Source organism: Atlanticothrix silvestris CENA357 (genome assembly GCF_016056295.1).
GTDB lineage: Bacteria > Cyanobacteriota > Cyanobacteriia > Cyanobacteriales > Nostocaceae > Atlanticothrix > Atlanticothrix silvestris.
In genome coordinates this window covers 41,313-64,442 of sequence record NZ_JAECZB010000096.1, presented here as the reverse complement: position 1 = coordinate 64,442, position 23,130 = coordinate 41,313, and the positions used below count along the sequence as shown (strand labels likewise).

At 39.9% G+C, this 23,130-nt stretch carries 19 protein-coding genes and 1 tRNA gene; 11 read left to right on the top strand and 9 right to left on the bottom strand.

What is annotated here, in order from left to right; all coding sequences use genetic code 11:
- Positions 1 to 544: 544 nt before the first annotated feature.
- Together metK and I8751_RS24890 are read right to left on the bottom strand one after the other, a co-directional pair.
- On the bottom strand, positions 545 to 1,807 hold the full coding sequence (metK, locus tag I8751_RS24895; protein ID WP_214441769.1) for a methionine adenosyltransferase: 1,263 nt from the start codon (positions 1,805 to 1,807) through the stop codon (positions 545 to 547).
- Between the two features lie 441 nt (positions 1,808 to 2,248).
- Positions 2,249 to 3,253 (bottom strand): phosphoribulokinase, encoded by a 1,005-nt coding sequence (locus I8751_RS24890; RefSeq protein WP_214441768.1) that lies wholly within the window; start codon positions 3,251 to 3,253, stop codon positions 2,249 to 2,251.
- 1,202 nt (positions 3,254 to 4,455) lie between these two features.
- On the opposite strand from I8751_RS24890, the gene petH reads away from it, so the two are divergent.
- The 3 genes from petH (at position 4,456) to I8751_RS24875 (ending at position 8,348) form a co-directional block, all read left to right on the top strand.
- Complete coding sequence (gene petH / locus I8751_RS24885; RefSeq protein WP_214441868.1) at positions 4,456 to 5,754, top strand: ferredoxin--NADP reductase; 1,299 nt, start codon at positions 4,456 to 4,458, stop codon at positions 5,752 to 5,754.
- Between the two features lie 141 nt (positions 5,755 to 5,895).
- Entirely contained in the window at positions 5,896 to 7,185 is a 1,290-nt protein-coding gene (locus I8751_RS24880; RefSeq protein ID WP_214441867.1) for a homoserine dehydrogenase, read from the top strand.
- A 107-nt stretch (positions 7,186 to 7,292) separates the two neighbouring features.
- Entirely contained in the window at positions 7,293 to 8,348 is a 1,056-nt protein-coding gene (locus I8751_RS24875) for an S-layer homology domain-containing protein (RefSeq protein WP_214441767.1), read from the top strand.
- A 233-nt stretch (positions 8,349 to 8,581) separates the two neighbouring features.
- Here I8751_RS24875 and I8751_RS24870 read toward each other — a convergent pair whose 3' ends face one another.
- The 3 genes from I8751_RS24870 to I8751_RS24860 form a co-directional block, all read right to left on the bottom strand.
- Positions 8,582 to 9,013: a CAAD domain-containing protein gene (locus tag I8751_RS24870; protein ID WP_214441766.1), complete on the bottom strand. Its 432-nt coding sequence runs from the start codon at positions 9,011 to 9,013 to the stop codon at positions 8,582 to 8,584.
- Positions 9,014 to 9,849: 836 nt separating this feature from the next.
- On the bottom strand, positions 9,850 to 10,308 hold the full coding sequence (locus I8751_RS24865) for a pentapeptide repeat-containing protein (RefSeq protein WP_214441765.1): 459 nt from the start codon (positions 10,306 to 10,308) through the stop codon (positions 9,850 to 9,852).
- Positions 10,309 to 10,622: 314 nt separating this feature from the next.
- Positions 10,623 to 11,486 carry an alpha/beta fold hydrolase gene (locus I8751_RS24860; RefSeq protein WP_214441764.1) on the bottom strand — a complete coding sequence of 288 codons (864 nt, stop codon included), beginning with the start codon at positions 11,484 to 11,486 and terminating at the stop codon, positions 10,623 to 10,625.
- A gap of 207 nt (positions 11,487 to 11,693) precedes the next feature.
- On the opposite strand from I8751_RS24860, the gene I8751_RS24855 reads away from it, so the two are divergent.
- The 5 genes from I8751_RS24855 (at position 11,694) to I8751_RS29875 (ending at position 15,968) form a co-directional block, all read left to right on the top strand.
- Positions 11,694 to 12,509 carry a DUF1206 domain-containing protein gene (locus I8751_RS24855; protein ID WP_214441763.1) on the top strand — a complete coding sequence of 272 codons (816 nt, stop codon included), beginning with the start codon at positions 11,694 to 11,696 and terminating at the stop codon, positions 12,507 to 12,509.
- Positions 12,510 to 12,542: 33 nt separating this feature from the next.
- Positions 12,543 to 13,688, top strand: coding sequence for a glycoside hydrolase family 10 protein (locus I8751_RS24850; RefSeq protein ID WP_214441762.1), 1,146 nt, complete (start codon positions 12,543 to 12,545; stop codon positions 13,686 to 13,688).
- 127 nt (positions 13,689 to 13,815) lie between these two features.
- Positions 13,816 to 15,030: a murein hydrolase activator EnvC family protein gene (locus I8751_RS24845; RefSeq protein WP_214441761.1), complete on the top strand. Its 1,215-nt coding sequence runs from the start codon at positions 13,816 to 13,818 to the stop codon at positions 15,028 to 15,030.
- A 104-nt stretch (positions 15,031 to 15,134) separates the two neighbouring features.
- Positions 15,135 to 15,207 (top strand) — tRNA-Arg (locus I8751_RS24840).
- 602 nt (positions 15,208 to 15,809) lie between these two features.
- The gene (locus tag I8751_RS29875; protein ID WP_225894394.1) at positions 15,810 to 15,968 is read left to right on the top strand and encodes a ribbon-helix-helix protein, CopG family; all 159 of its coding nucleotides are present in this window, start codon (positions 15,810 to 15,812) and stop codon (positions 15,966 to 15,968) included.
- Positions 15,969 to 16,157: 189 nt separating this feature from the next.
- Here I8751_RS29875 and I8751_RS24835 read toward each other — a convergent pair whose 3' ends face one another.
- On the bottom strand, positions 16,158 to 16,298 hold the full coding sequence (locus I8751_RS24835) for a RepB family protein (protein ID WP_214441760.1): 141 nt from the start codon (positions 16,296 to 16,298) through the stop codon (positions 16,158 to 16,160).
- Between the two features lie 890 nt (positions 16,299 to 17,188).
- Here I8751_RS24835 and I8751_RS24830 point away from each other — a divergent pair.
- Positions 17,189 to 17,872 (top strand): conjugal transfer protein TrbI, encoded by a 684-nt coding sequence (locus I8751_RS24830; RefSeq protein WP_214441759.1) that lies wholly within the window; start codon positions 17,189 to 17,191, stop codon positions 17,870 to 17,872.
- Positions 17,873 to 18,231: 359 nt separating this feature from the next.
- A complete protein-coding gene (locus I8751_RS24825; RefSeq protein ID WP_214441758.1) occupies positions 18,232 to 19,473 on the top strand; it encodes an S-layer homology domain-containing protein in 1,242 nt (413 codons plus the stop codon).
- Positions 19,474 to 19,514: 41 nt separating this feature from the next.
- On the opposite strand, the gene I8751_RS24820 is transcribed toward I8751_RS24825, so the two are convergent.
- Positions 19,515 to 20,873 carry a sensor histidine kinase gene (locus I8751_RS24820; protein WP_214441757.1) on the bottom strand — a complete coding sequence of 453 codons (1,359 nt, stop codon included), beginning with the start codon at positions 20,871 to 20,873 and terminating at the stop codon, positions 19,515 to 19,517.
- A gap of 282 nt (positions 20,874 to 21,155) precedes the next feature.
- On the opposite strand from I8751_RS24820, the gene I8751_RS24815 reads away from it, so the two are divergent.
- Complete coding sequence (locus I8751_RS24815) at positions 21,156 to 21,479, top strand: DUF3155 domain-containing protein (protein WP_214441756.1); 324 nt, start codon at positions 21,156 to 21,158, stop codon at positions 21,477 to 21,479.
- 442 nt (positions 21,480 to 21,921) lie between these two features.
- On the opposite strand, the gene I8751_RS24810 is transcribed toward I8751_RS24815, so the two are convergent.
- Together I8751_RS24810 and I8751_RS24805 are read right to left on the bottom strand one after the other, a co-directional pair.
- Complete coding sequence (locus tag I8751_RS24810) at positions 21,922 to 22,452, bottom strand: cofactor assembly of complex C subunit B (RefSeq protein WP_214441755.1); 531 nt, start codon at positions 22,450 to 22,452, stop codon at positions 21,922 to 21,924.
- Positions 22,453 to 22,510: 58 nt separating this feature from the next.
- Positions 22,511 to 22,858: a PadR family transcriptional regulator gene (locus tag I8751_RS24805; RefSeq protein WP_214441754.1), complete on the bottom strand. Its 348-nt coding sequence runs from the start codon at positions 22,856 to 22,858 to the stop codon at positions 22,511 to 22,513.
- Between the last annotated feature and the right edge of the window lie 272 nt (positions 22,859 to 23,130).

Genomic DNA, 23,130 nt, shown 5'->3' with positions numbered 1-23,130 from the left:
TAAGGACATTTAAGTAGCTACTCCTGGTAGACAGACTAAACTTGTCAGATTTTATCACTAATTTGTCAGACTTTTTCAAAATTTGCAACTTTTGAAAAACTATATTGTATCTACAAATCAGCTATATACGTAGATAGAAAAATTTTGTAACTTCAACAAACGCTCACAAGTTAAACGTATGATATAACACCGCATTCCTAAATATGATTGCACAAATTTAAAGCTAAAAGCTTGAATACAGTATCTAATATTTATTTATTTTCTCAATAAAATTGCTGTGTAGTTTCCTAAAGCTATGTTCTTAGTGTTACCAAGGTGTTAATTAATTATGCAAAATTAGATCTGTAAGTTTTACTTTATTAAGTAGCCAAATGTACTTAAACTAAATGTAAAAAGCTGATATTTGATGACAAACTGCTTTAACAATTCTTGGTTGATGTAGGCATTACGATTAACAAAAAGGACAACTCAAAGAGTTGCCCTTTTCCCAACTGGAATTTATAAAGTTTAAGTTGTTCCAGTAGTATTACAGTTAAATTACTTATTAGGCGATCGCTGCTGCAAGTAACAGGTTAACTTCCTGTTTCAATAATTCCGCCTTGTCGGTACGTTCCCACGGCAAATCTAAATCGTTCCGTCCAAAATGACCGTAAGCCGCGATGTCCTGATAAAAACGTCCGCCTCGTTCACTTGGTAGGTTACGTAAGTTGAAAGCATGGATAATTCCCGCAGGACGTAGTTCAAAGTTCTTTTTGACTAATGTCAGCAAGATCTCATCGTCTACTGTGCCTGTACCGAATGTATCCAGAAAAATGCTTACTGGTCGGGCTACACCAATGGCATAACTTAACTGAACTTCACATTTTTCTGCTAATCCTGCGGCAACAATATTTTTGGCTACATAACGAGCAGCATAGGCAGCAGAACGGTCTACTTTGGTGGGGTCTTTGCCGGAGAAAGCACCGCCACCATGCCGGGAATAACCACCGTAGGTATCAATGATTATTTTCCGTCCTGTAAGACCAGAGTCTCCTTGGGGGCCACCAACAACAAATTTACCGGTGGGGTTGACTAAAAAACGTGTCTGTTGATCAGGCTTAATGTCAATATCACCAAAAACAGGCTCAACTACTGCTGACCAGAGGTCTTCTTTAATCTTGGCTTGGACTGCCGCTTCATCAGTGATTTCCCCAATATTAGCTGTATGTTGAGTGGAAATCAGGATAGTATCAATGCCTACGGGACGACCATCTTCGTAGACTATAGTTACTTGGGTTTTGCCATCAGGGCGCAGGTAGGATAGTTCCCCTGTTTTACGGACTGCTGCTAATCGACGAGCAATGCGATGAGCAAGACAGATGGGCAAAGGCATCATTTCTGATGTTTCGTTACAAGCAAAGCCGAACATGATACCTTGATCACCTGCGCCAATTTTGTCAAATAGTTCATCACTATCTTGCTGGCGGGTTTCTTGGGCGATATTAACGCCTTGAGCAATATCAGGTGATTGTTCGTCTAAAGCTAACAGAATACTAGCGCTGTTGGCTGAAAAACCATTATCCGCATCGTTATAGCCGATTTCTGCTATTTTTTTGCGGGCAAGGTTAACATAATTCACATTGGCTTTGCTGGTAATTTCACCAGTAATTAGCACTAAACCAGTATTAACTACAACTTCAGCTGCAACACGACTACTGGAATCTTGTGTTAATAAGGCATCTAAAATCGTATCAGAAATCTGATCGCAGATTTTATCTGGATGACCTTCGGTAACTGACTCAGAGGTAAATAAATAGCGACTAGACAAAGAGGATTCCTCCTTTAATAGTATTTTCACTGTTTAAATACCCGACTAAAATAGTCGGTATTTATTCCAGTTACTAATTTCTAAAGTCATAACAATCTTGACACATTCGGCAGTTAGTATCCTAGTTTTCTTTTAAAAAATACTAAATTAGATTAAATATGTGGTATTGAGTCGGTGGTCAGTGGTCAGTTGTCAGTAGTAAAGCAAAAAGTGTGGTCTTGGGGTTTACCCAAGTAGAGGATCTGGCGTTTCTACCCCGCCGTAGGATGCGCGCTAGCCTCTTACTTTCAAAGAAGGAGGATGCTAGGCGATAGTAAAGCGTAAAACCTGCGGCGTAGCTTGCTTCCTTATCAAAAATAATTGACAACTGACCCGCGTAGCGCAAATAAAAAATGGGATACCCGGAAGTATCCCAAAAGCTTTGACACAAACACTGCTGTTTTAAACTTGAACCGCTAGCTTTGCTTCCTTTGCTGTTAAACGCTCATAAGCATCACGCATTTTCAAACCTGTAAGCACTTGGAACAAACCAGTACCATTGTTAGAACCTGGATACTCACGGTGTTGGAGTAACAAGTGAGTCATCTCACCTTCATATTTAGTGGATGTTTTACTCAGATGGGTTTCGATGTAAATTATTTCTTCTAGATTGTCAAATTGACCGTCTACTTCTAATACAGAGACGTAACGACCATAGTAGACATCTGAACCATAGTACATTTGCATTCCAGGATATGAACAGGTAAGCTTACGTCCACAAGGAGTCCAGTTAATTGTTGACCCTTCATCAAAGAGGTAGGTTGGCTCAAAGCCTTCTTTACCTTCTCGCTGGAGCATACGTACCCGTAAAACTTTACGCTCAGTATCGTTTTTGATCAAGTTTGTGGGTAAGACCTGGAGAACTATATCGGCAAATTCTCTTTGTGGTTCAATAAATTTATCAAAATCAGGTTTACGAGAATTGATTTGAGCTACTACATCTTCGTAGCGATGGCCTCGTTCTGCCATATCGCGCTGAATTTTCCAGGCAATTTTAACTTCATCGCTGATGTCAAAATAAACGCTAAAGTCAATCAGCGATCGCACTCGCTCATCATATAAAGGATGCAACCCTTCGACAACTACAATATGATTTGGCTCCACCCGTTCTGGTGGGTCAATGTTGCCGGTTTCGTGGTTATAAATCGGTTTATCAATTGCTTGACCATTTTTGAGCGCTTTAATTTGCTCATACATCAAGTCAAAATTGTTAGCCCTGGGGTCTAGTGCAGTTATCCCAGTTTCTTTGCGTTGTTTCCGATCTAGGCAATGATAGTCATCCAAGCAGATAACCGTCATTAGTTCTTCACCAAACAAATCTATTAAACGACGCAAAAACGTAGATTTACCGCACCCGGAGTCTCCGGCTACTCCAATTAGTACCACCCGTTCCGGCTTATTTGTCATAAATTTCCTCTAACGATACTAAAATGTGTCAATCAATAATTTTTCACACAGCAGATTTTGAAGCCAGGAGTTTAGCCCATCGGTTTTATCCTGCGTTCTTGCTACCCAGTAGCGCTAAGACATATTAAGACGAATTTACAACAAAGTCATAGTTGCTACTCGTCTGAGCTAGCTTTAATTCGCTATTGGTGAGTATTTAATCCTAGTGATATATTTGATTTTAACAGAAGGCGGTATTCTATAACAAGATTTGCTGTCAGGAAGAATCCGGTGATTTACTCTTACTCCTAATGATTTAGTTGGAGATTTTAAATACAGCCTCATCACTACCCAAAGTCAGTGTAGCAATATCTTAGTCATCTTTGAGACTCTATTCATCTAAGTCTGTAAGGTATCTTTTTTTGTAGTAAATTTCTCTCAATTCCTGAATTTTGATTTGAGCGATCGCAAAACTCTAGACCTTCCTTCAAGGCTAGAATCTATCTAAAGAGTGAGTTATCAAGTTGTATGACAAAATCTCTATACAGTAATTTTTTGAGAATCATCAAATATCCTGCGTGAGCTTTATGTTTCAGGATATAGAGGTTGACAGATGTTTCACATCAAGTAAAACTTATTATAGTTGCTTATATTACATCTTTCTCTATGGATTAATGTTTTATAGCTATACCTATACTCGTTATGGAATCAACCATCATCGAAAATTAAGAGTGGCTAAAAGCATTACTATGAGATAATTCTACTTTTGAAGTAGAACCAATTGGAAAGATCTTTCTTGATTGGTGTTATCTAGTGTAAATCCCAAAAAAGGTAAGCACAGTGGCAACTTTTGGGGGCAAAATGAGCAGCGGTTTCTGCCAATCAAACTTGCCTTTTGATGTCATCATTTATTGTATCTTGCCCTTTGGGTAGTTGAATGCTAACTCCTAAATGGGGGTTGTAGTTCACGAAAAAAAGATTAAATTGACTCATTATTAACATTCTCCACAAGACTTATCCTCTAAGTTAGAAGGTGAACAGGTGTGTTTTTTTGCTGCCTGCATGTCTTTGGCGAGTGTACCTAGCAAGGCATTAGTTTACTATGCCGCTTTCCCAGAGCGCTAGTTTTGGTAAACGAAAATCCGATAAACTAAAGCTGGCGCATGATGAGAATAGTTTTTTTTTTGAGAAACGGTTAAGTAAATATCGGAGTGGTAGAACGAATGTACAATCAAGGTGCTGTTGAGGGTGCTGCCAACACAGAATTAGGTAGCCGCATCTTCGTTTACGAAGTGGTGGGTTTGCGTCAGAACGAAGAAACTGATAAAACGAACTACCCAATTCGTAAAAGTGGCAGTGTGTTCATCAGAGTGCCTTACAACCGCATGAATCAAGAAATGCGACGTATCACTCGCCTAGGCGGCAAAATTGTTAGCATCCAACCTGCCAGTGCCTTAGAGCAACTTAATGGTAGAGCCTCATATAACAATGGGGGGATTGCTAATAATGAGGGGAATGGTAAAGCCACACCTGCGAATACTAAAGCTGAGTCCTCAGCTGAAGAACAGCTCAAGAATAAGGATAAAAAAGGCAACACCATGACTCAAGCGAAAGCCAAAAAAGGCGCTCACGCTGATGTTCCTGTAAACATTTACCGTCCTAATGCTCCATTTGTTGGTAAATGTATATCTAATGAACCGCTAGTCAAAGAAGGTGGGATTGGTATTGTTCAGCACCTCAAGTTTGACCTTTCTGGTGGTGATTTGAAATATATAGAAGGTCAAAGTATCGGTATTATCCCACCAGGGTTGGATAAAAACGGTAAACCTGAAAAACTGAGACTGTATTCGATCGCCTCAACTCGTCATGGCGATGATGTAGATGATAAAACAGTATCACTATGTGTCCGTCAGTTAGAGTACAAGCACCCAGAAACGAATGAAACAGTCTACGGTGTTTGCTCGACTCACTTGTGTTTCCTCAAACCAGGAGATGAAGTAAAAATTACCGGGCCAGTGGGTAAGGAAATGTTGTTACCCGACGACCCCGATGCTAAAGTCATCATGATGGCGACAGGAACAGGTATTGCGCCAATGCGGGCTTATCTGTGGCGGATGTTTAAAGATGCAGAAAGAGCAGCTAACCCAGAATACCAATTTAAAGGATTTTCTTGGCTGATATTTGGTGTTCCTACAACTCCAAACCTCCTTTACAAGGAAGAATTGGAAGAAATTCAACAAAAATATCCTGATAACTTCCGCCTCACTTGTGCCATCAGCCGGGAACAAAAAAATCCCCAAGGCGGCAGAATGTACATTCAAGACCGCGTAGCAGAACATGCAGATGAACTGTGGAAGTTGATTAAAGAAGAAAAAACTCACACCTACATCTGCGGTTTACGAGGCATGGAAGGTGGCATTGATGAAGCGCTAACTAATGCTGCTGCTAAAGAAGGCATAACTTGGAGTGATTACCAGAAAGAACTCAAAAAAGCTGGACGCTGGCACGTAGAAACCTACTAAGTCAGTCAGTCGTTAGTAGTCAGTGGTAAAAAAACAACTAACAACTAACAACTGACAACTGACAACTAAGGAAGGATAATCAGTAGGGTGGGCTATGTGCCTACCCTACTATTATTGTTGGTAAAATTGGGTGCAAAGTTTGTGGGTGTAAAGCTAGGAATATTGGGATTAGGTACGGTAGGAACGGGGACAGTACAGTTACTGCAAGATGTAGTTGGCCGTCATCCGTTGTTACAGAAAATAGAAATATATCGGGTGGGAGTACGATCGCTCGATAAACCCCGTGCAGTAGAATTATCAACAGAAATATTAACTACAGATTTAGAAGCAATTGTCAACGATCCGGCAGTAGATATCGTTGTTGAAGTAATGGGTGGATTAGAACCAGCGCGATCGCTGATTCTCCAAGCCCTGAAAAATGGGAAACACGTTGTCACTGCCAATAAAGCTGCGATCGCCCGTTTTGGAGCAGAAATTTTCACCGCTGCCAATCAAGCCGGAGTATACGTCATGTTAGAAGCTGCTGTTGGTGGTGGTATCCCCGTAATTCAACCCCTGAAGCAGTCATTAAGTGTTAACCGCATTCATACAGTAACTGGCATTGTTAACGGTACTACTAATTACATCCTGACACGGATGCAAACAGAAGGTAGCAACTTCAGCGATGTCTTAGCTGATGCCCAACGCTTAGGTTACGCGGAAGCTGACCCTACAGCTGATGTAGATGGCTTAGACGCAGCAGATAAAATTGCCATCCTTGCGTCACTGGGTTTTGGTGGGCGCATTCACTTAGAAGACGTTTATTGTGAGGGGATTCGGCAAGTTAGCAAGACAGATATTGCCTACGCTGAAAAATTAGGATTTGTAATTAAATTATTAGCGATCGCCAAACGCCATACCAGTGATAACTCTCAGCTTTCTGTTAGAGTCCATCCCACTTTAGTGTCCAAAGCGCACCCATTAGCTAGCATTAACGGTGTTTATAACGCCATTCTTGTAGAAGGGGAACCTATTGGACAGGTAATGTTTTTCGGCCCAGGTGCTGGTGCTGGTGCAACTGCCAGCGCTGTATCATCAGATATTTTAAATCTAGCTGCTACCCTTAAAACCAGTACAACTAACCCAAATCCCTTGTTTACCTGTGGGCATGATGATTACTGTGAAATTGCCCCGATTGCCGAACTCGTGACTCGGTTTTATGCTAGGTTCCTCACCAAAGACCAACCCGGAGTCATCGGTAAATTGGGTACTTGCTTTGGCAACTATGGCGTGAGCTTAGAGTCAGTTGTGCAAACAGGCTTTCAGGAAAAACTAGCAGAGATTGTGGTTGTTACCCATGATGTTCGAGAAGGCGATTTTAGACAAGCCTTGGCAGAAATTAAGGATTTGCCAGCAATTGATAGTATTCCCAGCTTGCTGAGGGTACTTTAAGAACTATGAAATATGAAGGATAAAGGATGAAAATTTCATACTTCATCTTTCATTATGTGGGTTAATTGTTTTAAGTACTCAACTTTATTGTTACCAGGGTAATTACGATGACAAATAGACCTCCTGACGATCCACAGTCATCTCAAACAACTGCCCTCGGCTTTGATGATTTTATAGGCATTTTGGTTGCCTTTAGCGCAATTGGAGGGATTTTGTTTTGGTCACTTTCCCGCCAAGATCCTGGGAATTTTAACTGGATAATGCCTAGGGTTAAACCCAGTCCCGTATCGCCATCCCCGGCTCCGACCTTAGAACCAACTCCAGATGTGAATTTAGACACCAGGCGATCGCTTCCAGATACAGATGTCACTGCACCTATTGATACTCCAGATTCAGGTGATGGGGTGATTTCTCCTCCTGTATTTCCACCTGCTAATATAGCTCCTCCCATCAACTCAACACCGAGGCAAAAACTTCTGCCTTTCCCAATAGGCTTTGAATCGTCAATTAAATCATCACCCCAGCCTTTAGTTTCTCCTGCTAAAAAAAAGTCAATTATTCCCCCACCAATCGCATTTAATGATGTGCCTACTGACTTTTGGGCAAGTCGTTTTATTGATGTTCTTTCTTCTCGTGGAATGATCAAAGGCTTTCCAGATTATTCTTTTCGACCCAATCAGCCTGTTAACCGTGCCGAATTTGCTGCCATACTCCAACAAACCTTTGACAAAGAGGGTACCAATTCCACCTTATCTTTTACAGACGTACCAACAACATCCTGGGCGACACCAGCAATTAACCAAGCTCTTAGCACTGGATTCTTAAAAGGCTACCCTAACAAAACCTTCAAACCAGAACAAAAAATTCCCCGTGTGCAAGTGTTAGTTGCCCTTGTTAGTGGATTGAATCTCAAAGAACCAGTAGCCCCAGATCAAGTTTTAAGTATCTACAAAGATGCTAAAGATATTCCTCAATATGCCACTGGTAAAATTGCAGCTGCTACAGCCAATGGCCTTGTGATTAACTATCCCGATTCCGAAACTCTTGCTCCCAATAAAGAAACCACCCGCGCTGAGGTAGCGGCAATGGTTTATCAAGCTTTAGTCAAAACCAGGAGAGTAGAGAAAATTACATCTCCATACCTTGTGCAGTCTTCCCAGTAACCTGACCAGTATTTAAAACTGAGAATATCAACTCCTTACAGTCAAACTCTAAATTCCAAAAAGATTTTTAAGTGGGAATTTTGAGAGAAGTCGAAGCGGCGGCTTCCAGAGGACACTTTGACAAACTGCCGTTATGTTAAGTATCCGTCCGCTTCGACTTCGATGATTTTCAATAGGAGCGTAAACTCCTTGAAAGCGTCTTCCTAAAGGGTAGCGCTAGTCAGATATTAAACTTATGGAGCGTTTTTACCAACAACTTGTGATTTAAGTGTTGTAATTTCGGTAGTTAACTCTTTTCTAGTTGATGCTTTGAGTAAATAGCGGTAAACAAACCAAGCAGAGTAACCAATACCAATCAACTCAAAAGTAGGTGCTACTAAAGGAATATCGTTCAAAGAATCTAATATTGCCAAGAGTACCTTAACTGTGACAATTGCTCCTACAATTAAACCAACGCTTACCAGAGGCTGCTTGTATTGATTGAAGAAACTGCTCACATATTCGGGCAGAGTTGCTAGAAAGCCAGAAATTTGTTCTCCATATTTTAGCCACTGATCCTGAGACTGTGTTGGAGGCTGAAGTTTGGTAATAGTTCCTGTTTGGGTGTTGATGTCTGACACTGTTGCCTCTGTGGACTTAGTTTCTGTGAATTCCGGTTCTTGCATTTTTACTCCTATAAATTTGACAGTTGAGTTTCTCTAATCCGGACAATTGCAAGCGCAAGGCTGCTGATTAGGCAATGCACTCGTGCATCAGCACAACTTTGTTTAGGAATAGGGTTTAGTTCCCTATAACCATAATTGCCCTGTAACCTCTACTGCATCAACTACAAGGTAGACAGCCAGTAGGAGGAAGGATAGAAGTCAGAAGGCGGCAGAATATATGAAAATCAGCTTTCTGAGTTCAGTTTTTGTAAATCAACTGAAATTCTCAGGTTGTGATTATCCTACACCGTGTTAGTTGCGGATTATTGTACTCATTAAAAGTACAAATCATGCAAAGATCAGACCACCTCTCATTTATATAAGCATAAACGCCAATTTTATTTGATATTAAAGCTATCTTAAGCCGCGTTCGTCAATTAACGTATTGGTTCTTGATATTAATGCGTAATAAAAGTTTTTATGTAATCATCTATACTATACAAAATGACTATTTTATGATACTTGCATCAAACTAGTCTAAGCTAATCGTCATTCTTTTTTCCAGGATAATTCGCTTATAGTAAGGGACTCCAGTCCTAGTTCTATGCAACTTCAATGCTTATTAGCTTAATACTTCAGAAGTTTAATATTAGGAAACAACTGTAAAAAATAAATTCTCCCATTCATTCAGAATTTTTTTCTTACTCCTTCCTGCTGACACAGCGATTGGTTATTTTTTATTGGAAAATTCCTTAATTGTTGGGGTAAGTTGAAGGATAATGTTTGCTAACAACCCACTTCTTTATCCTTCAACCAGCCCCTATTATGTTGTTTTAAACTAAACTATTTAGTTCAGCCTAGTCCCAATCGGGAATTTCTGCACCTTCTTCTCCGCCAACACCGATTCCAGTGTGAAATATTTCCGCATCAGTAATGTTTAGATCTTCCATTGATGCACCATACACATTAGAGTCGTAAATTTGAGCGCGAGTAAAATTCACCCTGTTGAGATTAGCTTTCTTGAAATTAACGTTAGTGACCATAGCTGAAGTTAAGTTAGCCCCTTTTAAATTGGCATTGGTGAAATCAGCACCTTCGAGGTTGGCTCCAGAAAGGTTCGCTCCTTGGAGATTTGCTCCTCGTAAATCAGCACCAATTAAATGAGCGCCACTGAGATCTACTCTTGATAGATTGCACCCAGTACATTCCCCGGTAGAAATTAGTCTTTGCAAATCCTGTGAATTCCCAGCGTTGACTGAGCCAATGAAAAATAGGGGAGTTGCTAAGGCTAAAGCCGCTAATGCCTGGAGTTTCATAAATTTTCCCCTTTGTGATTAAGTTGCGTCCGTTCTTTACCTCACACTTCTATTATCTCATTAAATTGCTTGACTATATTGATTTAACTCATCAGGTACTCTCAATCGGTCATGACTTTAGTGATGACGCTAGAAATACTATTGGTTCTAGTTTTTAGCCATTACTGATCAAGAAAATTTGTACAAATATGACTATTAAATTAGTGTTAAATCTTGTTAAGAAGTTATGCCACTATCATCATGATTTGTCATTAAACTTTGACCATTATTTTCCGGTTAATAAATAATACTTGATTGAATGGGTGTTTTGTAGCTTATATTACCAAAAAATCCCGCATATACTGTTTAACTAATTCTGGTTGTTCTTGCTGTACCCAATGTCCACAAGAGTGAATATACTTAACTTGTAAGTCTTTGACATAGGCTGACGTACCATAGGTGAGTTCTTTACCTAGTGCAGTATCATTTTCTGCCCATATCATCAGTGTTTGGACATTTAAAATACTCCAATTTTTATTGGATACAAATGTCTGAAAAATGTTTCTATAATAGTTCAACATTGCCGTCGTAGCGCCAGGTTTTGCAGCAGCATCTTTATAAGCTCTTATGTCTGATTCAGTAAAAGCATTTTTATTAACTGCTGTGCCTTGAATAATCGTTACAATGGCTTGGCAATCTGAAAATTCTAATAACAATTCTGGAAGCCAAGGTAGTTGAAATAAGAAAATATACCAGCTACGAAGTAATTGTTGAGGAGTATATAAACTTTGAGTAAACTTAGCCGGATGAGGTAAATTAAGTATAATTAAGCGTTCTACCATCTCAGGATGAGCGTATGCAAAAGACCAAGCGATCGCACCTCCCCAATCATGTCCAACTAAAATACACTTATCGTATCCTAATCCTTTAATTACTCCTTCTACATCTTTGACAAATTCATCCATCACATAAGCTGATTGATCTTTTGGCTTCTCGCTATCGTTATAGCCACGTAAATCAAGAGCAACAACTTTAAAATATTGAGCAAATTCTGGAATTTGGTGTCGCCACGAATACCAAAATTCAGGGAAACCATGCAGCATTAACATCAAGGGGCCTGTTCCTTGGGTGACATAATGCAATTTAATGCCGTTGGTATTGATATATTCGTGTTTCCAAGAACTTTTTATTTCAGACATAAGTAACAAAAATTGATTATTGTCAGAGATTATTTACAAGTATTACATGTTTTTATTTTAGACATTATTCTGTTTTCAATAATGTCTTTGATCAAAGACATTATGAAGGTAGTATTCTACGAGAAAAATTAATAAATTTGACCTTTGATAGATGCGAATTATAGATAGATATTGCTAAAAACATAAGTATAATTATCTTCAACTACCATGACACAAAATCTAACGCACCATCGTTCACAATGGGTTGAGCGACTGGCGCGGTTTGGCTATATTTCTAAAGGAATAGTTTACGCGATCGTTGGGCTGCTAGCAGTACAAGTGGCTTTTGGTACAGGTGGTAGAACCACAGACACTAAGGGCGCTCTCCAGACAATTGTCAATCAGCCCTTTGGTAAGTTTTTATTAGCATTAGTTGCAATTGGCTTGATTGGATACGTAGTTTGGCGTTTTATACAGGCAATTCAAGACCCTGAACATAAAGGTCATGATGCCAAAGGTTTAATGAAGCGAATTGGTTATGCAATTAATGGTTTTGCTTATGCAGGCTTAGCCTTTAGTGCCATGCAAATTGTCATGGGTTCAGGTGGTGGCGGGAATAGTAATTCTACTGAAGATTGGACAGCACGTTTGCTTTCCCAACCTTTTGGTAGATGGTTAGTTGCAACTGGAGGAGTACTGATAGTTGCTTTAGGTTTCTATCAATTTTATAAAGCTTTCAGTACCAAATTCCGTAGAGAACTCAATTTAAGCGAGTTGAGCAACACAGAAAGCCAATGGGTAATCGGGATTTGCCGCTTTGGTTTAGCCGCAAGAGGTGTAGCATTCGGTATTATTGGTTGGTTTTTAATTCAAGCAGCTAGGCAGTCAGATGCTAGCGCCGCCGGAGGTTTAGATCAAGTGTTACAAACATTAGCCCAACAACCTTACGGAACTTGGCTTTTGGGTATTATGGCGTTCGGCTTAGTTGCTTATGGAATTTATGAAATTGTACAGGCACGATATCGGCAGTTAGCCATAAATTAAAAAATATAGCCCAGATAATTTTAGTTTCTGGAAATGGCAACAATAGAAACGCGGGGCATTTGGCTGACCACTACTGATAGTAAGGTGTTGCTTTCTCAGCAACGCATTGCCGAAGCTATGGATTTCCTTGCCGAGACAGGATTTAATGTGGTGTTTCCTGTGGTTTGGAACAAAGCTGTTACGCTGTATCCTAGTTCCACAATGCAGCAAACTTTTGGGATGGAAATTGATCCTCTATGTCAAGGCCGTGATCCTTTACAAGAGGTAGTTGTGGAAGCGCGACGGGTTGGATTAAAGGTTATTCCTTGGTTTGAATACGGGTTTGCCAGTTCTTATAATTTGAACGGTGGTGTACTTTTGCAGAGAAAGCCGCAATGGGCAGCCTATGACTGTAACGGCAATTTATTGAAAAAAAATGGTTTTGAGTGGTTAAATGCTCTTGACCCCCAAGTGCAGGAATTTTTGTTGAACTTGGTGTTGGAAGTTGCGAGTAATTATGATGTGGATGGCATTCAGGGAGACGATCGCTTTCCCGCATTACCCTGCGAAGGTGGCTACGATCAAGTAACTATTGCCCGTTATCACCAACAATTTCACCACAATCCGCCACAAAACCCCAAGGATAGGCAATGGCTGCAATGGCGTGCAAACATTCTCACAGATTTTTTGGCACGTCTTTACACAGAGGTCAAAGCCGTTAATCCTAATTTATTAGTGTCGATAGCTCCTAATATTCATGATTGGGCATTCCAAGAATACTTGCAAGATTCACCCAGATGGTTGCAACAAGGACTAGTCGATATTATCCACCCCCAGATTTATCGCCGCGACTTTCAAAGCTACAAAGCGATTGCAGATAAACTAGTAAATCAACAGTTTACAGATCTAACATTGCCAAAGTTAGCACCGGGAATTTTGATGAAGTTAGGATCTTATTGTATTAGTCCCGAATATTTGGTACAAGCAATAGAATATAACCGCGATCGCGGCATTAATGGTGAAGTATTCTTTTTTTACGAAGGTTTGCGAAAGAATAATAATGCCCTAGCTAAAGTATTGCGGAATAATCTTTATGCTAAACCTGCCTCATTTCCCACTTTGTCAGATTTGAATGGTTCAGGTGTAAGCAGTAAGAGATCTTCTATTTGGCAGAGAGTCAAGAATTTTTTGAGAAATTAGATCCCCGACTTCTTAAAGAAGTCGGGGATCTTGTTGTTCCAGAAAAATAGCACCTTGTAGAATGTGAGCCGAATTTTGGGAATAATACTCATGGTTTTGAGACTATCGTTTTAGTCAAGCTCACGCCATGAGAGTGTTATTTTTGGTTAATAAAAAAACTTTATCTTGGTTAAATCTCTTATTTTGCTGTGTTTGGTGGCTCTACTGGTTATTTATTTCAGCCTTGCCAGTATATGCAACTACCACAAATTCAATCGACACCTTACGACAGCAGCAGCAACAAATTAATCAAGAACGCCAAAATATGGTTCAGGAGCGCGATCGCTTGACTAATTTGCAACAAGCAGCACAAAATCGCCTGACTGGTATCAACCAAAACCTCAAAACTACAACCAGCTACATTCAAGATAGTGAGTTGCGATTACAACTTGCTACCCAACGCCTCCAGCAATTAGAAGCTGATTTAGCTGTGGCACAACGTTCTTATGAAGAGCGCCAAATAGCCACAGTAGCAAGGTTGCGTTATCTCCAGCGATCGCCAGCCTCTCAAGGATGGGCAGTTTTGCTTCAAAGTCAAAATATCAGCGACTTTATTAGCCGTCGCTATCAATTAAAGCTAGTCTACCGGGCAGATCAACAAATTTTGGTCAAACTCAACGCCCAAGCAAACCTGATTAACAAACAAAAAATAGCAGTAGAACAGCAGAAAAACGAAATGGCCTTGATTCGTGGGCAATTACTGGCACAAAAAGCCGATTATCAAACTCAAGCCCAGTCACAGTCCGAATTAATCCAACGCTTAAATAATGATCGCCTAGCTTTGGAAGCAGCAAAAAATCAGCTAGACCAAGATTCTAAAAATCTAGAAGTTTTAATTCAACAGAAAGTAGCAGCAGCAAGAGCCAGAGAGTCAGCGCAGACTAAGACAAATAGCCGTACCAGCATCATCATTCACGGAACTGGGATGTTTACCTATCCTAGTGATGCTCCTACTAGCAGTCCCTTTGGTTGGCGGATGCATCCAGTTTTGCGATATCGGCGGTTTCATGCAGGTCTCGATTTTGCCGCTAGCTATGGCAGTACGATTCGCGCAGCCGATTCGGGAACAGTGATTTTTGCTGGATGGTACGGTGGTTATGGCAGAGCTATAATTATTGACCACGGCAAAGGTATCACCACACTCTACGGACATAGCAGTGAATTGTATGTTTCTGAGGGGCAAACAGTACAACGAGGACAAGCGATCGCGGCTGTAGGTTCTACAGGCTTATCTACTGGCCCTCACCTCCACTTTGAAGTCCGCAGCAATGGTACACCCGTAAACCCTGCTAATTATCTTTAGCTCCAAAATTTACTTGTGTAGGCGTTTTTCACAAGGATTGCCGCAGGCATCGTTGATTTGGCGGCAAATTTAATCACAAGCGTGCTATAATATATAAGACTTAAGGGCGCGTAGCTCAGTGGATAGAGCAACAGATTCCGGTTCTGTGGGTCGGGGGTTCAAATCCCTCCGCGCTCGTTACCTTTTATCGATTAACCACAAAATAAAGAGGTCATTTTCTCTAACCTCAATTGTTGTTACAGTTGAACACTGACTTAATCTGGCCTGTACGGATGACTACGGTTGGTGCAATAAATGAGTAAGCATAAACAATAAACGTTGTTTCATATCTCTTGCTACGCTAATATTTGCTTGCTAACATTTGTTAAGTAAACATCTAAATTCTAGGCAAATTAAAAAGCTGTGTTGTTTTTAATAGCTTCTCCTTAAATTTTCTTCTTGATTCTGCAATATATTAAGTATCTACTAAGCTAATCCGCTTTTAAGTTGCATAATTCTTAGCCTTAGAAAGACATGTGGATGTAAAGAAGGCAAGATATACCAGATGCAATTTAAAGGGTTATTAGCTTAAAAAAGACAGGTAATCAAAGAACTCGCATGACAGTAAAAACTAATAGTTATGAAATTCAGAATGAAGACACATATTACGCTATTTGTATATCAAATTAGATAGAAAAATTTTGCTGATCATTCAAACTAAGTTAAAGAGAGAACCTTTGATTAAGGTAACTAATAATTCCAATTTATGCAGCTTTTTAACACAATTTTCCAAGTAAATTATGAATAATAAAAAATGGGCTGTAAAACGACTGACAATAAATCTTACTACAAGCGAGGCAGAAATAATAAAACAATACTGTGCAATGACAGGAAGACCAGCAACCGACGTTATTCGGGAACTGATCCGCTCTCTTGAGGTAGAGGAAATAAGTAATTGAAAATTTCTCAAATCCAATTTATTACTAAAGTAGTTAAGAATATTTGATTAATAAGTAGTGAAATGAGAGTATATTCCAGGACTTACGCAAAACTTGCCAAAAAGCTTAATTTATCGAACCGCCAAGTCGCCAAGAACGCCAAGAATTCGTAGAGTGTGCGTAAGTCCTATTCATTTATAACAAAGCTAGTTAATCTGGTAGCTTACGAACAAGCTCTTTAATTACCTCCTTTTCTTCTTTGCCTGTCTCTTTACAGTACTTTTCAAGTGTTTTAGCTTCGTCTAATGCTAAGTCAACGTTAATTTGTTTGTCGGTATTTTTTTTACTCATACTTCATTAATTAGGTGTACTACTTGCTTTTGTACTTTATAAGCTGCTAACAGAAAAAATAAAGATGCTATTCGTTATAACTCACCCAAAAATTGGTGCTAATAATTTTTGAATAAATGCCAGAACGTTACCAACACTAAAGTTGAGCATTAGCAAAATTTTTGATAAGTGCTAATTACCTTTTTTACATTTGGCATTCGGGGTTGTTCGTTAAAAGCTTAGTATCTTGCTTAATCAGGATTACTGTGTTCAAACATAGTAATTAGTTAATCGCTTCAAAATCACTCCTAGCAACACATAGCAACGGTAATGGGTTAAAGTGTATGCACAGAATTACTGTTGTTTGCAACAGTATTGTTATTATGCTGCTAAAAATAGTACTTTTAGTTTGCCTTGTTCAGATTTATATCTAAAGGAATATGTATAACTTAATTGGCAAAAAAATGGTTATTTTTTATACAAATGTCCCAAATACTAATATGTTTAAAAACTCTTCAAAACTCTGATACAGACTTTTAAACTGACGCAAATCGTCAATCTTGATTTTTGACGTATCAACCCAAAACGAAACATCACGTTTGACGACAATCGCCAGCTATAGTGATGACATGCCCTAGTTATATTGTTCTTAACCAGATTTCGGTTCTGTCGGTCGGGGGTTCAAATCCTTCCGCGCTCGTTTCTTATAAGTTAACTAATTATTTGTAACTGTTAACAGGTTAAGTTTCATCTCTATGGGATAGAGAAAAATTCAGAACTGCACATACGACCCATGTCATGAGAACCCTGTCCTGTAGAATATGACTATAGTCACGTTTAAAAATAGCCAGAAACAAACTCAGTAAAGCCGCGTCATTACATACATTAGAGAGATAAATGGAAGCCCCACTATGACACGCCTTGATCGTTGGAAATTTGGAACTGCCGCACTAATGACAATGGCAATTACTACAGTTGCTATTACTCCATTGATTACATTAGCTCCTGCTCATGCACAATACAACATTGGGCAATCTAGAAACATAACCATTCCTTCGGGAGTCAGTTTTCCTGTGAGAGCAGAAAGTGAAAAAATTACTGTTAAACCTGGGGAAACTAAATCTCTAAGACTGAGAATCGCCAATGATATTATCGACAACAGAAGAAATGTATTGATTCCCAGAAATACTGAAATCGTTGGACAGCTAGAACCTGTAAATCTAGATACTTATTCGAGAGATAGAAATAGTAGACAAGGTGTGCGGTTCGTAGCTCAAGAGTTAGTATTCTCCAACGGTCAGCGTCAGCAGATCAATGCTACTTCTCAGACCTTTACTACAACTGAAAAAGTTTCCCAAGGCCCGAATACTGGTCAGGTTTTAACTGATGCAGCTATTGGTGCAGGTGCTGGTCTTTTAGGTTCCCTAGTTACAGGGAATCGTAGAATCGATGATTTAAAACCTGTTATTGGCGCGGCTGCGGGTGCGGGAGCAAGTGTACTATTGCGGAAACAAGAAACCGAAGCCTTTGTCCTTAGACCTGAACAGGATTTAAGACTTACACTAAATTCTAATTTGACACTGTATCGCTATTAAGCTTAACTCATTTTCAGTCGTGAACTTAATCATTCCCGATTAGCGATCGCCACTTTAGCTATAGTGGGCGATCGCTTCATTTTTAATAGTAAAAAATATCTTTTTTTTTGAGCAACTATTCTGCCTCTAATATAGTCTCAGCTAATATCCATATTGGTCTGATAGCAAGTAATATGCTTTAGGTATTAGGTAATTTTACTATTATCTAATACCTTTTTTTTAGGATATAAAGTTTTTTAAGCAAACCTATATTTGAAGTAAAACCAGTTACATAAAAACTCCCAAAAAAGGAACTTTCTATTTATAGAAATGTCTAAGTAATTAACAGAAGAAAAAATAATTTTACTGGAGTAAAAATAATGTCTACTTTAAATCGTTGGCAATCTAGAACATCTGCTTTTATGGCTTTGAGCCTCACAGTAGGCACTATAGCTCCCTTAATTACAGCAGCACCATCTTTAGCTCAAACTACCTTTTCTGATGTTTCATCTAATTATTGGGCATCACAATTTATTCAACAATTATCACAACGAGGTGTAATTGCTGGGTTTCCTGATGGTAGCTTCCGCCCAGAAGAACCTGTGACACGCGCTCAATTTGCTGCAATGGTCAACAAAGCTTTCCAAAAAGCCCAGCAGCGTCAGCCAATTGGATTTGTGGATGTGCCAAGCAATTATTGGGCATCAAATGCCATTCAGCAAGCTTATACTATTGGTTTCTTATCGGGATACCCTGGCAATCGCTTTGAACCTAATCAGGCTATTCCCCGCCAACAGGTTTTGGTTTCCCTCGCCAATGGTCTGGGATATACTCCCAGTGGTAACGTTAACAGCACTCTGCAATACTTTAATGATGCCTATAACATTGCTGACTATGCCCGTAGTCCGATTGCAGCAGCAACTGAAAAGCAAATTGTAGTGAACTATCCTAACGTTAAGTTCTTAAATCCCACTACAACCGCTACACGCGCCCAAGTAGCAGCTTTTATCTACCAAGCGCTAGTTAGTTCTAATCAAGCCTCAGCAATTAACTCACCTTATATTGTGGCTGTGGGACAAACTACGCCAACACCCGTAGCTGTAACCATTCCCCAAGGGACTGCTATCCCAGTCAAGTATGACAAGGCAGAAAAGATTCTTGTGAGTAAAGATGAAACAGCACCTTTGACATTAACAGTATCGCAGAGCGTAGTTACGCAAGAAGGAGCTGTGGTGATTCCTGCTGGTAGTCAAGTTATTGGTCAATTAAAACCTGCTACGGGCGGTTCTCAATTTGTTGCTGAGAGACTAGTTTTGACCACAGGTCAGGAGTATCAGATTAACGCTACTTCTGAAGTCATTACCAAAAAAGAAACTGTAAACAAGGGTACTAGTACTACTACAATCCTCAAAAATACAGTTTTAGGTGCAGGAGCCGCCGCCGCAGTATCTGCCGTCACAGGCGATCGCGCTATCGCCACAGAAGAAGTCTTAGGTGGTGCTGGTATCGGTGCATTAATAGGGCTATTCTTTGGTAAAAACAGTGTTGACTTAATCGCTATCAACCCAGATACCGATTTGCAAATGACAATCAATCAAAATTTGTTGGTTTCACTTAAATAGTTACTAGCCAACATATTTAATTACGAATTACGAATTACGAATTACGAATTCTCCACTTCCGGCAACCAAATAATAAACGTGGTTCCCGGAGTATTGAGTGAACTAATATCTGAATTAATTGCAGGGCTGAAAACTTCAATTTCGCCCTGCATTTGTTCGATTAATTGTTGAGCGATCGCTAGCCCCAAACCCGTACCAGGAATTTGAGTTTGAGCTTGCACACCCCGATAGTGCCGTTCTCCAAGATGTGCTAAATCTTGTGGGGGAATGCCAGGGCCAGTATCACTAATAGCAATTCCTTGGAACTTAGCTTTTTTTTGCCCTGCCTGGATGGAAATCTTGCCACCAGTAGGCGTATATTTAAGTGCATTATCAATAATATTGCTCAATACTTCTCGTAATGCTTTAACGTTAACTTTTACTAGGGGTAAATTGCCAGGGATTTGTGTTTGTAGTTGCAGATGGCGCTCTTGTGCTATGGCTTGAGTTGAAACTAACAATGGCGTTAATAAATCTTTTAAATAGCAATTAGTCGCTTGATCTCCCGTTCCCGGCAATAATAATGCTGGTTTGGATTCTTGTTGGACAGTGGCTTCTACAAATACTTCGTTTTCGGGCAGTGATCGTGGTATTAAATCTAACTCTGTCCAGTCAATAACTTTATCAAACTCTTGAAGTAATTCTTGTAGGCGATCGCTTTCTCGGACAATATTGGCTCCCACTTCTCGGTTAGGATCACCTGTTCGCAGTCGCTTTAATAGCAGTTTGCCAAAGGTTCGTAATGCTGTTAATGGGTTGCGAAACTGGTGCAAGAGGTTATCTAACAAATCTCGTTGCTGTTCTTGCAAAATTTGTTGTTGATGCAGCTGATGTTGCAACCATGCTCGACGTTGATCCAAAATACAAGCGATCGCCAGCGTTTGAACTATCCTTTGAATTTCGCTTTGTTCCTGTTCGTTCCAAGGTCGATCTTCCCTACTTGTCACCAATAAACCCATCATTACGCCCTCATGGATCAAAGGCAACACGATTTGGTTTTGACTGAACAAATATTCATCTTTTAAATAAGGTTGCTCAGTATTTGGTATTTCTGTCTCCCGTGAAGAACTAGGAGATTCCGATCCTGCTGTCAATAATTTTCCCTGTTGCTGGGGTAGTAGCAAAACATTGCCTATTTGGAGTTGCTTGCGTGCCGTTGCTTCATTAATTTCTTGCCCTGGCTGCAATACTGCTGTCTCTGGATAAACTACCACAGGAATCAGTTTTGCCTCGCCTGTTGGAGCCTCTACCAATTCTTGTGTTAGGTAAACAACACTTAAAGTTGCTCCCAGCCCTTGGGTTAGTAGTGCTATTTGCTCTCGACATAGAGCAACAAAATCTGAACTGGCAGACATTAACATTTTTCAGCTCTTGCTCAGGATCACGGAATTTGAGGGAAGATTAAAGAAGACACTTAGTTTTCCCTCATTCATTTAATAAAGCTTAACTAAAACTTCTCAGTAATAGCTTGCTCCTGGGGATTATATCTTCGACCACTATTGATTTATATATATGCAAAAATATTATTTTTCCCGTATCAAAAGTTAAAAAACTATTGATTTTTTGAACTAGAACTTATATAATTGCGACGGATTTTGTAGCTATAACTACAATCTATCAGCTTGAAAGAGGAGGACAATAGGTTGGCAAGGAGACGGAAACGCAAAAGTCGTCGTCGCCAAGAAGGACGACGAATTCTAGAACACGTGCCTCAATATAGCATCGAAAGCGGCGAAGAAAAACCTGTGACAGCAGCGAGAAAATTTATTCAAGCTGAGAGGATCGCGCCACCTGCTTTGCTACTCGTAAAGCGAAATGAACACACTACAGACCGTTATTTCTGGGCAGAAAAGGGACTGTTTGGCGCTCAATACGTAGAAGAAAACCATTTCTTGTTTCCCAGTCTACGGACATTAGAAGCTCCTGTAGGTATTGAACCTTTGGCTGTGGCTGTAGCTAGTCGCTAACCATAAATGGTTATTTTAATGTGTTGAATGTGTCTTCTGGCAATCATTTAACTGGCAAAGTTGCTCAGTTTATACAAGATTTTGGCTTTTTTTAAGTTTGTAGCTGATTTGCCAGTAGACCTTATGTCCAAGTAATTGGACAATCAACTCTGATCAAGCCATTTTGGTTTGTATAGTAGTGATTTTGAAGTCTAATGATGCAGAAGGGAGTCAGGATAGAGCGAAATGCATCCAAAAGCGAGAGTTGAGTTGCGCTCTCATCTAAGGGATTGCCCAGGAAGAAAGCTCTGTCAACAAACTACAGCTTTTTCCCTACGGCATTTCGTCGTAGGGAAAGCCTACATCCCACCAATCGTCTTTCCTCCTCCCTAATGTCCATTTCCTCAAGAATTGTCCAGAAGTCTGCATTTCACATTAAAAGCGACGGTACAGAAAACCAAATTTACTCACTTAGCTTAAACTGTAGTGTCTTTTGTAACTCACTGAGTTCATCTCGATGGGCAATTACAGTCAGCTTACTTGAGAAGTGTTGCTGACTTGGATTTGTTTCCAGTTTTAGTGACACTTTCTCAAGTCTTCCAGCTTTTTTCCAATAAAAAATACCACTTAAAGGCGAAAGTAGTACGATTCCTAGAAAAAGAGTACCAATGCTAGGAATCACCATAGACAGAACCAATGCTAGACAAGCAAGTCCAGCTGATGCCAGCAGTGTTAAAAATACGGCTAAAAACCAGCTTGGTTTCACAAACCCTTCAAAAGTTACTTGGTTTTTTTCCCGATCTACCGCTGCCACTCGATAAGATCGAGAGCGAAAATACTCCTGTAATTGCGGCATTAAGGTAGCTTCGTCTTGCTCCGATACCAGTTGCACTACTTCTGTACGGTCTTTGGTCGAGGCACGAATAAAGAAAATGAGCCCAACCGCTAACAACAAAGTTAGCAGCAACGTGGATGGCAGAATAGCAGTATCCATAACTAATTGTTAGTTTTTGACTGGAGGAGATTTATTCATTATCAATATCAATTATTCGTTAATTTGTCCTCCGATTGATGTACTCGTACCAAAGCTGGGCTAAATCCTGTGCTTGAACTTGCCATTCTGGAGAAACTTGGTACATCCGCCTGGGTCGTCCCCGACCTTCGAGTTTCTTCCAATACCCAGTGATTGCCCTTTGGTCTTCAAGAAATTTGATCGCACTATAAAGTACGGTATCAGAAAGCCGATAGGTTGGATATTCAGTTTCCAATTGTTGGATCAACTCGGTTCCGTAGGATTCACCTCGTAGCAAAATATACAAAATATAACAAACTGCTAGTTCCTGACAGAGGTAAGTTGGCGGAGGATTCTCAAAGAATTGATATATATCCTCAAGTTTCATGGTTAGTGAATGGCTAAAAAAATGCCCTAGGGTAGAATCTATAATCCTTGTAGTAAGTATATAACGCTACTCTAAACGAGGAAGCATTATGATAGTGCTACTGAGGCAGAACTTCCAAAACGTAAACATTAGACAGCGACTCACGTCGCTAAACTCACGGGAGGATGGTGAGAAATTTTAGGGGCGCAAGATCTACGCCCCTATTTAAGCTCTAGGCGGTGTGGTGAGGAGCAATTAAGGCAATGGTACAGCCATTGTCTTGGTGTTAAGTG

Coding starts and splice junctions, on each gene's coding strand:
- I8751_RS24810 (WP_214441755.1), bottom strand. CDS start 22,452: ATGGATACTGCTATTCTGCCATCCACGTTGCTGCTAACTTTGTTGTTA.
- I8751_RS24835 (WP_214441760.1), bottom strand. CDS start 16,298: ATGAGTAAAAAAAATACCGACAAACAAATTAACGTTGACTTAGCATTA.
- I8751_RS24830 (WP_214441759.1), top strand. CDS start 17,189: ATGACACGCCTTGATCGTTGGAAATTTGGAACTGCCGCACTAATGACA.
- I8751_RS24860 (WP_214441764.1), bottom strand. CDS start 11,486: ATGTCTGAAATAAAAAGTTCTTGGAAACACGAATATATCAATACCAAC.
- I8751_RS24875 (WP_214441767.1), top strand. CDS start 7,293: ATGACAAATAGACCTCCTGACGATCCACAGTCATCTCAAACAACTGCC.
- I8751_RS24825 (WP_214441758.1), top strand. CDS start 18,232: ATGTCTACTTTAAATCGTTGGCAATCTAGAACATCTGCTTTTATGGCT.
- I8751_RS24870 (WP_214441766.1), bottom strand. CDS start 9,013: ATGCAAGAACCGGAATTCACAGAAACTAAGTCCACAGAGGCAACAGTG.
- petH (WP_214441868.1), top strand. CDS start 4,456: ATGTACAATCAAGGTGCTGTTGAGGGTGCTGCCAACACAGAATTAGGT.
- I8751_RS24820 (WP_214441757.1), bottom strand. CDS start 20,873: ATGTTAATGTCTGCCAGTTCAGATTTTGTTGCTCTATGTCGAGAGCAA.
- I8751_RS29875 (WP_225894394.1), top strand. CDS start 15,810: ATGAATAATAAAAAATGGGCTGTAAAACGACTGACAATAAATCTTACT.
- I8751_RS24865 (WP_214441765.1), bottom strand. CDS start 10,308: ATGAAACTCCAGGCATTAGCGGCTTTAGCCTTAGCAACTCCCCTATTT.
- I8751_RS24890 (WP_214441768.1), bottom strand. CDS start 3,253: ATGACAAATAAGCCGGAACGGGTGGTACTAATTGGAGTAGCCGGAGAC.
- I8751_RS24855 (WP_214441763.1), top strand. CDS start 11,694: ATGACACAAAATCTAACGCACCATCGTTCACAATGGGTTGAGCGACTG.
- I8751_RS24805 (WP_214441754.1), bottom strand. CDS start 22,858: ATGAAACTTGAGGATATATATCAATTCTTTGAGAATCCTCCGCCAACT.
- I8751_RS24845 (WP_214441761.1), top strand. CDS start 13,816: ATGAGAGTGTTATTTTTGGTTAATAAAAAAACTTTATCTTGGTTAAAT.
- I8751_RS24850 (WP_214441762.1), top strand. CDS start 12,543: ATGGCAACAATAGAAACGCGGGGCATTTGGCTGACCACTACTGATAGT.